This is a genomic window from Halioglobus sp. HI00S01 (genome assembly GCF_001635445.1).
In the GTDB taxonomy this organism is placed as follows: Bacteria; Pseudomonadota; Gammaproteobacteria; order Pseudomonadales; family Halieaceae; genus Halioglobus; species Halioglobus japonicus.
This window is the reverse complement of record NZ_LWEE01000006.1, coordinates 1-13,653: the sequence shown is the minus strand read 5'-3', so window position 1 is coordinate 13,653 and position 13,653 is coordinate 1. Positions and strand designations below refer to the sequence as shown.

The 13,653-nt window shown below is 60.0% G+C and carries 8 protein-coding genes and 1 pseudogene; 5 read left to right on the top strand and 4 right to left on the bottom strand.

The window, feature by feature from the left end; genetic code table 11:
* Nucleotides 1-63: 63 nt before the first annotated feature.
* On the bottom strand, nt 64-7,512 hold the full coding sequence (locus A3709_RS01525; RefSeq protein ID WP_197484028.1) for an ankyrin repeat domain-containing protein: 7,449 nt from the start codon (nt 7,510-7,512) through the stop codon (nt 64-66).
* A gap of 79 nt (nt 7,513-7,591) precedes the next feature.
* Between A3709_RS01525 and A3709_RS01520 the strand changes: the two genes are divergently transcribed.
* The 4 genes from A3709_RS01520 (at nt 7,592) to A3709_RS01505 (ending at nt 9,531) form a co-directional block, all read left to right on the top strand.
* On the top strand, nt 7,592-8,056 hold the full coding sequence (locus tag A3709_RS01520; RefSeq protein WP_066049041.1) for a hypothetical protein: 465 nt from the start codon (nt 7,592-7,594) through the stop codon (nt 8,054-8,056).
* A 36-nt stretch (nt 8,057-8,092) separates the two neighbouring features.
* Nucleotides 8,093-8,326, top strand: a complete 234-nt coding sequence (locus tag A3709_RS01515; RefSeq protein ID WP_066049037.1) for a hypothetical protein — start codon at nt 8,093-8,095, stop codon at nt 8,324-8,326.
* Between the two features lie 144 nt (nt 8,327-8,470).
* Nucleotides 8,471-9,217: an SDR family NAD(P)-dependent oxidoreductase gene (locus tag A3709_RS01510; RefSeq protein ID WP_066049035.1), complete on the top strand. Its 747-nt coding sequence runs from the start codon at nt 8,471-8,473 to the stop codon at nt 9,215-9,217.
* An 8-nt stretch (nt 9,218-9,225) separates the two neighbouring features.
* Entirely contained in the window at nt 9,226-9,531 is a 306-nt protein-coding gene (locus A3709_RS01505; protein WP_066049033.1) for a hypothetical protein, read from the top strand.
* Between the two features lie 7 nt (nt 9,532-9,538).
* Here the strand turns inward: A3709_RS01505 and A3709_RS01500 are convergent, their stop codons facing one another.
* The 3 genes from A3709_RS01500 to A3709_RS01490 form a co-directional block, all read right to left on the bottom strand.
* Complete coding sequence (locus tag A3709_RS01500) at nt 9,539-9,796, bottom strand: hypothetical protein (RefSeq protein ID WP_231871072.1); 258 nt, start codon at nt 9,794-9,796, stop codon at nt 9,539-9,541.
* Nucleotides 9,797-9,959: 163 nt separating this feature from the next.
* On the bottom strand, nt 9,960-10,496 hold the full coding sequence (locus tag A3709_RS01495) for a fasciclin domain-containing protein (RefSeq protein WP_066049030.1): 537 nt from the start codon (nt 10,494-10,496) through the stop codon (nt 9,960-9,962).
* Between the two features lie 215 nt (nt 10,497-10,711).
* Nucleotides 10,712-12,730 (bottom strand): S9 family peptidase, encoded by a 2,019-nt coding sequence (locus A3709_RS01490; RefSeq protein WP_066049027.1) that lies wholly within the window; start codon nt 12,728-12,730, stop codon nt 10,712-10,714.
* A 110-nt stretch (nt 12,731-12,840) separates the two neighbouring features.
* On the opposite strand from A3709_RS01490, the pseudogene A3709_RS01485 reads away from it, so the two are divergent.
* Nucleotides 12,841-13,473 (top strand): annotated as a pseudogene (locus tag A3709_RS01485) (transposase); the annotation flags it as partial.
* Nucleotides 13,474-13,653: the final 180 nt, after the last annotated feature.

Below are 13,653 nucleotides of genomic sequence, written 5' to 3'. Positions count from 1 at the left end.
GTGGGCAGCATCCTTACTCCCTGATCTTGTCCAGCCATAGTAACAACTTCACCAAACAGCGCACTACGGGCTGGCCTGCTCCCGGATCACCGCATTGCGGCTGCGAGGGGAAAAATCAAACAGCGCCGGGCGCTGCACATAGACCTTGGGCTGGGTAATCTGCGGATCGAGAATAATGGACGCACCCCGTTCGCCCGGTAGTTTGCTTTCCCCTTCGGTGACCAGCTTGTGCAACTCCGGCACCCGGTTGGCACCGAACTGCAGTAACTCGCGAGAAGTGATTCTACGATTAACCGGCGTGGTATCTGCCAGCCCCTGCAGCAGACCCTCTTCGATCAGTGCATAGGTGAGCAGGCCGTGTTCAAGAGCATCGCTTTCCAGGGCCACCGCCTCGGCCTCACTGGCAGTGAGCACGCGCATGCCCTTGCTGTAGGCCAACTGGCCCAGGCCACGGCTACCCATAGGCCCGGGCTTGAAACCCTCACCCTCTATACTGGCGGCGGAGTTACAGGCGTCGATAATCATCAGGAACTCGCCGGCGTCTATGTCACGCATGGCCAGATCCAGCTCGCTGCTGCTGAGCAGGCGTTCGAAGAAGGGATCGTCTATCACCCGGCTCTGGCCGGGCCCCAGATCCCAGGGGAACAGGTAGAATTCACCCCCCTCCCCCGCCAGGCCGTGGCCGGCGAAGGCAAACACCACCAGGTCGTCGGGGCCCGCGGGCTGCAGTTGATCCGCATCGGGGATGCCCGCCAGGACAGCCTCGTCCACCTTGCGCCCGGCCAGTTTGTCCAGCACCGCGAGGATGCGCGCCTTGGTGGGATAGGCCTCGGCACCCGGCACACTGAGCAGGGGAATCCCCACTACCTCCTGATACGTAGCCCCCGAGCCAAGGCTGGTACCCATACCCTCGAGCACGGCTCGCGCGTCCGCCGCCGCATAGCGCAGGTTCCAGCTGCTGTTTTCGTAGCTGTTCATACCCACCACGATGACATAGGCGCGCCGGGTATCGCTCGCGACCGACTCGGGATAGCGGTAAACCTGCGAGGCCGTTGCGCTTTTCACGCCATCGCTGTTAAAGGCATAGGCGCTGAGGTTGAGCGCACTGCCCGCGTCCCCCGCAGGGAGTCGTACCCGGGCAATGCGCTGGGCCTTAGTCTTGCCCGGCTTGATGGCAGCCAGGTCCTCGGCTGGCAACCAAGCCACCAGCTGACCCTCGCGGAACAGGCGTAATTCACCCAGGCCAGAATCAACCTCGCCGGCCTCGCCCTGCTGCCGCGTATGCGTTACGTTCAACTCGACATCCACCCGATCCACTTCGCCCCGCACCGGCTCAACCCGGGTGATCTCCACGCCAACCTGTACCCGATTCAGATCGGCGATCGATGTCACCTCGGCCAGGGCCTCCCCGGCCACAATACGCGCCAACAACCGGGGCTCGAAATACTCGCGCATAAACACCTCTACCGGCAGGGCGGTGAGCGGCGCGTCTTCCGCCACCCAGGCTACCAGGGGCAGATCACCCGGCGAGTTGCTGTCGTAGCGCCCCTGCGGGTCGAACACCACCCAGCGCTGGTCGGCAAACAGCCGTACCCAGGCCACCGCCTCCCCAGCTTCGAGATCCACCAGGGTCAGCTGAGCATCGCGCCCCACCACCAGGGCATGGCGCTCTCCCGGCAGGAAAAACACCCGGCGCAGCAGTTGTTCATAGGGTGCGTCTGGCTGTAACTGTTCATAGACCGGCTCGCCGCGGTGGTTATAGATAGTGATGCCGTCTTCGTCCAGGCCGGTGGCCCAGTAGGCCCCGCCCGGTGAACGCATCGCGTTGATGTCGTCCTGGCCGAAGTGCTCCAGATTGGCGGAACCTGCACGATAGCTGATGGGCAGACTGTCGCCGCTGGCCAGTGCCAGCTCCTCCTGTTGATTGTCTGGCACGGGTGCCTGGCGCTCGCTCGCCAGGGACAGGCGCTTACCCAGCTGGTAATCCCAGCGCTCTACCGTGCGCTCCATCTCCTCGATGATTTCCTCGCATATCTGATCGCATTGCATGGTCAGGCGCGTCACCCGCTGGGTGACCACTTCGATCTGGCTCGCAGTGCGATCCCACTGAATCGACAGTGGTTCGTCACCGGCCATGCGCTCGCGAAAGTACTCCTCACCACTCTCGGTGTTGCGCAGGGCCAGGTAGCCATCCCCGTGGAAGATCATCACATCCCTGCCATCGGGGCTGATGGCCAGCCCCTGTATAAATACTCCGGTATCCAATGGCTCCAGTAGCTGGCCGGTTTCCAGGCTGATGACCCGCAGCATCTCGTCCTCGGCCATGGCCAGGTAACGGCCGTCCTCGCTGATCACCGCCAGCGACGCGAGCCCGCCTGCGAAAGCATCTTGAGATTCCGTCGGCGCGGCTGTGTAGATCGTACTGGCACTGCCACCGGGCGCTCGCGCCGCAGCAGGTAGCTGACAGGCAGCCCCATCGAGCTCGGCGCTTAACCAGGCCCCACCGCCCTGTTGTAAGAAGGCCCTCTTGCCGTTGGCGCTCAGTGCCACACGCTGATACTCACCAAGCCGGCCTTCGATACAGCCCAGGGGCTTTTCACTAACGGTATCGTAGACGCGGAGGTACTCGCCGTTCTGGTACAACGCCCGGTCACGCCCGTCGCTGTAGCGGATCAGGCGCAGTGGACTTTCATCGTAGGATGAGCCACGGGAGGTAATGTCGAAATAGCGGCTGGCCTCTTCCGCACGGTGCTCCACGAATATCTCTCGATTCGCCTGTAGCAGGTTGTCCCCGGACAAACGCAGCAGTGGGTCATCACGAGTCGTCACATCCAGCACCAGCCCAGGCCAGGTCGTCTGCTCACCCGCGGCACTTCGCCTGACCACCTCACCACTGGCATTGAGGAACAGCAGGGCTCCCGATGCATCGTGATCCAACAACTGGTAGCCAGACCATTCCTCAAGGGGCTGATCACCCGCCAACGGCCATCGCTGGCTGTAAAACTCCGCCCGGTAGTAATAGTTGCGCGGCACCCGGGCCGAAGTGACCACGGCGGCACCCCCATCGACAAAGAAGGCCCGCTCGGCCCAACCGGTTTTCATGGGGTAACGGAATAGTTGCTCGCCGCTGGCCACATCCCAGCGCGTGACGTCATCACCACTGACCAGCAGTTGCCGGCTGTCCGGCGAGAAATCCACATGACGCAACATACCCCGGGCGCCGTCGATAAGAGCGCCTTTCTCGCCGCTGCGCAGGTCCCACAACTGCACGGTAAATACCTCTCTGCCACTGGCCACTGCCAAAGTATTACCATCGGGGCTGATGGCAGCGTAAAAAACGTCAGGCCCCAAGCCCACGGAGAAAATATCCAGTAACTCTCCCTCGGGGAAACGCCATAAGTGCACGCTGCTAACAGACCACGTCACCGCCAATTCACCACCTGCGGCAATGCTGGCACCTGAATATTGAAACTCCTCACCCGCGACATACTCGGCCACTGCGCGCCCGGCTTCGACATCCCAGAGCTGCAGGCGCCTCTGATCCTCTGAGGCGAGCAGGGCATGGCGACCCTGCACGGCGAGGCCGGCCGCAAACGGGCGGCTGTCACCAATTAGTATCGGCTCCTGAACAACCTGCCAACGACTTGTGTCCCACAGGCGCAGGGAACTATCGCCGGAATGGAGGCTGACCATGTACTGGCCGGACGGGCTGAGTGCGAATGCTTGCAGGGCATGGCCAAGAAAACCCGCATCCTGACTGTCCAGGCGCTCGGCCTGGGCCTCGCCCCTACGCCAGCGATAGATGCCCTCGTTATAACAGCCGTACAGTAATTCACCATCGTCCAGCACCCGCAGGCTGCCTCTGTTGAAACCACTGAGGCAGCTGTCTTCACCACGCCGAGGGGGTGCCGTATCCGGAGCAAAGGGCCTGTGGTGCTCGAGGCTTTCCAGCCCTGGCAGCGCCAGGTAGTGAAAATCGGAGTCCAGGCTCACCAGCAGGAGTTCCTTGCCCCCCACAACAGCACTGAGGCGCACGCCATAGCCCAGCTCACGGCTGGCCAGGCGCCGGGCCTCTTCGATGTTCCAGACATCAATCTGCCCGCTACCGATCACCGCCACCAGGCCATCGGCAAGCGGCTGCAAACTAACCTCCATGTCCGCCCAGGGTATTTGTACCTGGGCTAGCAGGCTGCCGTCTTCTGCACTGCGCCTTTGCAGGTTTTTATGTTCATCTATCCACAGCAGATGACCTGCTGCGTCTACTGCTGTTGCCGGGTCCAGGTAGGAGTCCGCCACCTTCTCACTCAGCAAGCGCTGACCAGAAGCAACATCCCACAGGGCGACATATTGCGCGCCTTCTCTTTCATGCACAGTGAAGACTCGCCGCCCTTGGGGGAGAAATTCCAGTGACACCAGTTCACCCGGCCCGGTATCCAGGCTACCGAGGACAGCACCGTTGGCCGCGTCTACCTTGAGCAGTAGTCCGGGATTTACCCCAGCCTGTTTATTCTGGGCAAGCAGCACCAGGCCCGCATCGTTAACCACGGCTTTCTCCGGATCGAGGAAAGCCTCCCTGGTAAAAACATTAAACGCAGCCACCTGCTCGTCCTGCAGATCCACCGTGTACAGGTCGTCGTTGCGCATACCCGTGAATATCTTCTCAGGTTCCTGCCAGTTGAGATCCTCCAGCCCAACCGACCAGCTGCGCAGCTGTTCACCGGTGGCGATATCCAGCAGAGCCGTTTGATTGTTTGAAGACAGCAGCAATTGGCCATGGCCCGCCACTAACAGACCTCCTCGCAGGTTATCCGTGTAGGGTATTTCGAACGACCTGAGCATCTCTCCGGAATATGCATCCACGAGATAGGCGGCCGAAGCGAAGTCGCGCAGCAGCAGCAACTGATCGTCTGTGTAAAACTGCGCCATTAGCAGCGGATTTTCGTGCGCCAGGAAGGATTCCACCGGCAGGTCGGCAGCCAGGGCACGAATGGCTCTGCCATTCACTTCATCCCACAGCTCCACCACTGACCCCGCGCGGCGTATGGCCAGCTTACCGTCGGAAGAGACGTCCAGCGGCGCGACGGTGCTTTGGCCTATGGCGCTCACATATAGCGCGATACGGGTTTCTTCTACGCCGCCCGCCGCGGCTCGCTGTAGTAGATCCCGCAAACTGTCTGACGCATCGGCCGCCAGGTAGTCCATGGTGGTATCGCCCTGGTTATCGAAGCGCCCCGCATCTGCCCCTGCTTCGAGCAGCTGGGCGACCATGTCTTCGTACCCCAGAGCCGCAGCAACCATCAAAGGCGTCGTCCCCTGGCTACCTCGCTGGCGCTGGTCAACATCCGCACCCGCGGCGATGAGCGCAGGAATTGCCGCGCCAAGCTCCTCCTCTACTGCCACCTGCAACATGCTTACCCCAGTGCCAGGCTCCACTGCCTGGGCATCGGCCCCTGCCTCCAGCAGGGCAAAAACCATCCGCTGCTTGCCCCCGCGCAGGGCAATATTCAGTAAACTCCTGCCCTGATCATCTGCGCCATCAGCCGAAAGTCCCGCTTCCAGCAGGGTAAGAAAAAGTCGCCCACGGCCCGCAGTCAGCAGCTCTACTTGAAGCTCTGTGAATTCATCGACGGATTTCTCCGGCACACGCAGCCCCTGATCAAGCAGCGGCTGAAGTCGGCTGAACTGTGCCGGCTCAATCCTGTTCAGGTGGGCAGACAGGGCATTGCGGCCCTGGCCATCCAGCTCCGCAGGATCAAGCCCCAGCTCCTTAAGCTTCGCACGATAGAAACCGTATTCTTCATCCTCCATGCGGTAGTGCAGGTTGCCTAGCTGGGTCCACAGGGTCCGGTTCCAAAGGCCAGCGCCACGCGGGTCGGCCCCCGCGGCAAGCAACTGCTCGAAGATGTCCCGCGGGGCGCTTTCCATGGCTTGTTGCAGGATGTCAGGGGGCAGTGGGTATCCAGCCTGCAATTGATAATCAAGGATCTCCGCGCGTTCGTAGCGCACAGCGTTGTCCACCGCCTCGAGCCGGGCCTCATCAGTGGACGCCAGTGATTCAGCCCGCTGATACAGCGGCAGGTCGGCCCCGATCGCCGCCTGCCCCAGCAGATCATCCGCGTTGCGACCCAGTTGCGGGTCCGCCCCCGCGGCCAATAGAATCTCGAAGGCTTCAAACGCCCCTTCTCGCGCCGCCCGCATCAAGGCGCTGGCGCCATCCTCGTCAACGGCATCGGGGCTTACACCCTCCCCCAGCAACTGCCGCAACAGGGTAAGGTTATTACGACCCGCAGCCACAACCAGCGCGCCGCTCAGCCGGCCCTCGATCTGCCCCACATAACCCAGCGCCTGGCAGAAGTTCAGGTCGCGCAGGTCGGCCGCGCCCTCCAGCTGTGCGCACATCTGCTCTGCCGGCTCCTCCGCCGTTTCCCCCAGCTCTACCAGGGCCTGATATACCGTTGCATCACGAACCTGTAAGGCCTGTTCAACCGGCGCGGCCCAGGGATTATCCGGGCCGCCTTTATAGGGAGCCCCCGCCGATAGCAACGCCATCGCCAACGCGGTGTGCTGCTTTTCAACAGCCAGGGCAAGCAGCAATTGTCCGTAGTCGTTGCGCTGCTTGAGATCAGCTCCCTGCTCAATCAGAAAGGCCAGCAGTGCCTCATCGCCATCGGTGATAGCCGTCTGGATAGCTGGCCCCATATAGGAAACCTCGTCGTCCACGCCGACCAGGCCGCTTGCATAGAACGCCGCCATGCCCTGGTAATTACGCGCACTCAGCATGTCGGTGTAGGTCCGGGATACCAGGCTATCCAGCTGATACTCCTGTACACAATGCTGCAGTAGAAAAATAGCGGCCGCGTAACGCCCCGCCGCCAACTCCGCCGGCACCATCTCGGCGCCATCCTCAAAACCCGCCTCACACAGGCGCCCGGCAAAGTCGCGATTACCGGCTGCATACTCGACCTTGAACAGCTCACTACCCGCTGGTGTGTCGTACGACAAGCGCCAGCCAGCATCGAAAAAGGGCGAAGACAGCTCCCGCGCCTGGTCAGGCGAAGCCAGGGCGCTGTTGAAGGCCGCCCGACCGCCGACTGGACCCGCACCGTTGTCGCCGTAGTCGTAGCGCTCTAACGCGAGGCGCAGCAACTCGACATCCTGGGCCGCCACCGCCGCCTGCAGCGCCGAGCCCGCGTGCCCTTCCTGGAATTGTTCTTCGATCAGGAATACCGCGATGTCGCGGTGGCCCCGCTCTATCGCGATAGCCACTGCACCGGGTTCATAGGGGTTGAAAAAGTCCATTGTATCGCCGGTGGCACCGGCTTCGACAAACTCTTTGACCCTGGCCAGATCACCCTGCTCCACCGCCTGGCGCAAGGCCGAGGTATCGTAGTCCAGCATGACGTCACCCGGGGTCTGAGCGCCAGCATTGGCAGCGGCCAGGCCTATGCTGAGCAGCGCCAGACAGATCATCCAGGACTGAAGGAAAGTGCTCTTGTATTGCCTGGCTACCATGCGTGCATCCATGTAAAACTAGCTTTTATTAAACTATAGTGCAAAATGAAGCTCGATAAACCGCACAGGCCACACAAATTTGCGATCCTCCCTCGCCAAGCTGTTTTCGCGTGGGCAAAAACCACGCAAGCGATTCGACCGCAACAGGAACAGCGGTCGCCGCAGCATCTCGGATATCAGCAACTGGCGCCAGGAGCCGGTAGGCGAACATGAAGAACACCTGGTGATCCGCTATGGCAGCATCGCCAACGATGAAATCACCACCTACCCCATCATTGCCCGCGTGGGCCGCCCGGGCCAGCATAAGTTCCCGGTGGAAGTACTGTGCGACAACGAAGAACAGCGCAAGACCCTGCAGCGTCAGCTCGGCTTTTACCTGAACGAGCTACCCGCCGACCGGGGCATACTCAGCCTGGAGGATATCTGGGATTATCAGCGCTACCACTGCGGCACCAGCGCTAACATTTATGGCAAGTGCCACTGGGGATATCGGGCCGTCGAGGGCGATATCGAGGCACCGGAGCAAAGCACGGGCAATGATTGAGCACTCCCCCGTTTACAGGGCCTATCTAAAAACAACATGATCACTGCGACCAGCGACGAACAAGCCTGCTTTGACGCGCTACGCAGTGGCGCAGTACGGCTTGGCGATCTGACACTGGCACAGCGCACACCCGGCTGCTGCCGCCTGGCTCTGGCCTTTGATGACCAGGCCTGGCCCCATTTACCAGAACAATACCGCAACCGCGACACCCTGGTGGACTGGGTATGCCACGGGGTGCATAAGTTGCCGATCTTTAATCCATTCAAGTAGCGAGCACACTGACTCGCAGTGGGCTCGGCAGTCACTGTGATCCGCAAAGCCAGGCCATAGCAAACCAAAACAGATCGCGAGTGCTGTCGTGCTTTCGTCGCCCCGGGGTCTAGTCCGGCGATTCCCGCGCTGCGTAATTTCAGTATGAACGAACCAACATCTGAAGGGCGCGATGCGCTTGTTATTGGCGCGGGGGGCGGCATTGGTGCAGCCGTGGTGCAGGCCTTACTGGACGACAGCTCCGTGCGCCGGGTTTTTGCGGTAAGCCGAGACGGTCAGGACGCCGATGCGCAGCGCCATGAAGTGCCGTGCCACCTGCATTGTGATCACTCCGACGAAAGTATCGCCGCAGTGGTCGCCGAGCTGAAAGCACAGGAGTTTTCTCCCGGAAATATTGTGATCACATTGGGTCTGCTGCACGATGACGACTTACAGCCTGAGAAAGCGATAGAGCGTCTCAATCGTGACCATCTGCAGCAGGTGCTCACTGTGAACACGGTGTTGCCGGCGCTGTGGTTGAGCGCGCTAACCCCTTTGCTGAGACGCAGTGAGCGAGCTGTGGTTGCCTGCCTCAGTGCGCGCGTGGGTAGCATTGGTGATAATCATCTCGGCGGCTGGTACAGCTACCGTGCTTCGAAAGCGGCCCTGAACATGATGCTGAAAACCGCCGCGGTTGAGTTTGCGCGTCGCGCCAGGGGCGTCAAACTGATCGCCTTCCATCCAGGCACTACCGATACCCGGCTGTCGAAACCGTTTCAAGCGAGGGTGCCGGAAGACAAGCTCTTCACGCCGCAGTTTGTTGCCCAATCCCTGCTGACCCAAATGCAGTCTGCTTCTTGCGATGGTCAGCTATCCTATGTCGACTGGGCGGGGAAAACGGTTCCCTGGTAGGGCTGACGATGAGTGAGACACGTAACCAACGACGAATTCGTGAAATTCTCGGTGAAGCTGAGCCGGAGCAAGATCACTCGCTGCGTGCACAGGCGATGGACAGGGCAACTAGCGAGCGCGGACCCAAGACCTTGACGCCGTGGGAGTGGGAGCATTGGTATGCCGAACACGGTGCGCCGCCCGCTCACCGACAACCAGTCCAAACCCAAAAGTCTTCTTTACTGCAGCGATTGAGGCAGCGTTTATTTGGCATCGAGAAGAAGGCAACCCCATCCAACTGCGCCCGCCTTCCCGATGAGGACGCGGATTTTTAGCGCCTTACTAGGCTCTGGCCTGTTTGGTGAGCCGTTGTTTGGCGACCCAGGCAAAATGACGCTGTAGATCGGGGTCGCTGGAAATGGCATCCCAGCTTGCGTAGTGAGTGGCCAGTGTCATCTCGTCATACCGCTTGTGAATGCCTGAGTGCCAGGCGCGGCACAGGTAGACGCCCTGATTGAGGCTTTCTCTCGTAAAATTCTTTTTGAACCTCGCTCGGCGGTGCACTTTGCGGGGAATCAAGTGGTGGAAGGTGAGATCCACATCCCGCTTGCAAGCGGGGCAGGGTCCTGTGACTGGGCGGCGGCTGTAGCTACTCTCCATCAGCACAGTGTAGTGTGTTTCGCGCGTGACCTGTGCCTCTGTGCCATTAAAAACGGGCTGGCGGCTGCAGGAAGCACAGCAACGCGCCAGCCCGGAGCTCAACTTATGCGCCGGGCAGCAGGACCTTATCGATGACGTGGATAACGCCATTGGATGCGGCGATATCAACGGCTACGACCTGTGCGTCGTTAACCATTACTTTGTCGCCCATGGTTGAGATCTTCACCGCCTCACCTTCTACGGTGTCAGCGGAAGACAGCTGTGTCACGTCTTTGGCGTAGACCGCGCCTGATACCACGTGATACGTCAGTACTTGGACCAACTTGTCTTTGTTCTCAGGCAGCAGCAGTGATTCCACAGTGCCTTCGGGCAGCGCTGCAAAAGCTTCGTTGGTCGGTGCAAACACGGTGAAGGGGCCTTCGCCGCCAAGCACGCCCGCCAGGTCTGCAGCGGTTACAGCGGCTACCAGTGTGCTGAAGTCGTTATTGCTGGCCGCGATGTCAACGATGGTGCCTTTGTCCATGGCGTGAGCCGCGTCCATTTTTTTGTCAGCGCTGTGATCGCCGTGACCACCGGCAATAGCAGTAGTGGTTGCAACGGCAGAGACTGCCACTGCAGCCACAAGGTGTTTAATTTTCATGTGAATCCTCTTTAATTCTCTGTCTGTAGGAATAGACGGCGTTTGTCGTCATAGGGGTATACGCGGGCCTGTGCATCTCGCTCTGGTCAAAAAAGCAGCACACCGTGACATAACGCGGACAGTTAGCCGCGCTGTGCTAGGCGAGGGAGGTCACTCAGGTGGGTGCGGCTGGCGTCAGTGAGCCAGCCACAAGGATTGTTGTCAGGCGTTACCGTTCAGTCCCGATGTTGTTCGAACCAATCCAGGTGGCGTTGGAATCGATCGATCTGGTAACTGGGCGTCGATATGCCGTGGGATTCTCCCGGATAAACCACCAGCCCGGTGGGCACGCGCAGTACCTTCAGCGCCTGGTACATCTGTTCGCTGGACAGCGCAGGGACGTTGTAATCCTCCTGGCCCACCATGAACAGTGTGGGTGTTTGAATCCGATCTGCCTTGAGGAATGGGTAAGAGATACGGTTGTAGTTCTCTGGATTTTCCCAGGGGGTGCCCAATTCAGACAGGTAAGAGTGGATGTATTGATCAGTACCGAAACCACCCCATAAATTGCTGATCGCCGCACCGGACACCGCCGCCTTAAAACGGTTATCCGATGCAACCACGTAGTTGGTCAGCATGCCACCGTAGCTCCATCCGGCAACAAACAGCTCATCTTTATCGGCGATACCTTGCTCTACCGCCCAGTCCACGCCGGCGAGTACGTCTGGCACATCTACCGAACCCCATGCGGCAAAGATGCCCTTTGAAAACTCGATGCCGCGGCCGGTGCTGCCGCGCGGATTCATCATAATCACCACATAACCCGCATCGGCAAATACCTGCGCTGTGCTACGCGGTTCGTGCCCGAACTGCGACGTAGGGCCGCCGTGGATGTACAGCACGGCGGGGTACCTGCGACCTTTGCGGTAGTTGCCGGGTTTGACCAGCAGCCCGCTGATGTCTGTGCCATCACTCGAGGTAGCGCTGAACTCTTCGAAGGGCTGCCAGGGGTGCGCTTCGAGTAATTCGATGTTGTGATCAGTAATCGCAGTGGCAATACCGCCCTCAACCTTGTAGAGCTCAAATGGCAGATCACCGAAGCCCAGTCGAGCAACCGTAGCGCCGCCTGCATTGCCATAGCCGTAAACGGTGAGCTTGCCGGTGAGCAGGCGTTCGATATCCCCGTTGGCGGTATCCATTTGCGCCAGCCATTGGCTGCGATCTTCCTCAACGGTGAACAGCAGAGCATTGCCGTCATCTCGCCAGCTGAGGTCTCCGATATTCAGGTCCAGGTCTTCGGTGAGTATTTGCGCCTCGCCGCTGGCCAGATCGTACAGCTTGAGTTCGGGCTGTGCATAAAGATTATCCACTGTGTAATCAGCGGTGAGGCAGGCAATGGCCTTGCCATCGGGTCGCCACAGCGGGCGATCATGGCCGCCAATGGCGCAGTCGGCGAGCGCTGAGGCGGCAAGGTTCCGTGATTTGTCGGAGTCGAGGTCGTAGAGATACAGGTCCCAGTTCTCCAGTCGGCTGGGTTCATCGCCTTCACGAGCCACATAGGCCAGTGTGGTTCCATCGGGGGAGAATGCCGGTGCTTCCGGTTGAAAGCCTACTGTGGCGAGTACGCTACTCTCTCCGGAGGCAGCGTCAATCAGGTGGATGCTCTGGGTGCTGGTGAGGTAGCCCTCGCTGTCGTTCTTGAAGGCAAACCGGTCGATCACCACCGGTGGCGGTGTCTCGATGGGTGGCTCCTCATCGTCGGTTTCATGCGGGGCGGGGTCGGTCACCACAACGGCTATGTGTGTGCCATCCGGTGACACGTGATAGTCACTGATACCGGCGTCCATGCTCGCCAGAGGGCGTGCCTCACCGCCGTCCAGCGGCAGTAACCACAATTGGTACTCCTCGTTCTCGTCCTCGCGGTCTGTTAGGAAGGTGATGGCATTCTCGGTAGGATGCCAGGCGAGTTGCGATTCAGTCGACAGCGACGAATGAGTCAGTTGGCGCTGCTCGCCGGTAACAGTGTCTACCCACCAAATGTTGGTGCCGTAATCATCAGCCTCGACGTCCGTCTCGCCGAGGATGTAAACCGCGCTCTTTCCGTCGGGTGAAATGGTGGGTGCGGAAACATTCTTGACAGCCATTACGCTGGCGATGAACTCGCTGGGCGGTTCGCGCCAGTCGCCGGCGTGTGTCGTGACGGTGCTTAGTCCTGCTGTGGCCAGCAGGGCGGTGGAGAAGAGAAGAGCGCGCACAGTGCAACCTCAGATAGCCTTGGAAGGCGGCGACTGTAGCGCATTCAGTACAGGCCACGCCAGTGGTGCGGCCTGCCGTGATCAGATGGTCAGGCTGCGCTGAGGAGCGGGTGGCCAAGGCCAATGGATTCTCGCTACACGCCGGAGTGAGCTGTGAAGGACATCAAAAGGACAAGCATGAGCGGCTGTGTCGGTACATTTCCCGCCCTGCTGTCGCCACACCGCGTCTATCACTCAGCTCCACCGGCAAGGTGGTCTACACCCTGAAGACGCCCTACCGGGATGGCACCACGCAAGTGGCATTCGAGCCGGTGGATTTCATCGCACGTTTGGCTGCCCTGGCGCCTAAGCCCCGCGTTAATCTTACCCGCTATCACGGCGTGCTGGCCCCCAACCACCGGTGGCGTGGGGAGGTCACCCCGGCCAAACGTGGCAAAGATGTGAAGCGCATACCCAATGATGAAGTACGCTCAACTGTCGAGCATCACGCTGCGATGACCTGGGTCCAGCGACTCAAACGGGTATTCAATATCGATATTGAAGTTTGCAGTCGCTGCGGCGGATCCCTCAAAGTGATCGCCTGCATAGAGGACCAGGACGTTATCGATAGAATTCTGGCTCACCTTCGAGAGAAGGAACAGGACATTCCAACGCTCCCATTGCTCACACCTCCTCCCAGGGCACCACCTGAGGCATTGCCTCTTTTCGCTGGTAAGGATTCCAGCTCAACCGCAATCATTTAGCAAGGAAGCCACCAAATAACGCGCGGCATGGGCTGTTGCGCGCCTTCCTTCAAGAATTAACGGATAGGAATGGCAAGCTCAAAGCCGCGAACATATTTTCAGGGCAATAAACAGTTAATTCGCGAACTTATCCAGCTAAGTCAACAGAATAGGCGAGAAGATCTACTCCCATTAGGCCGT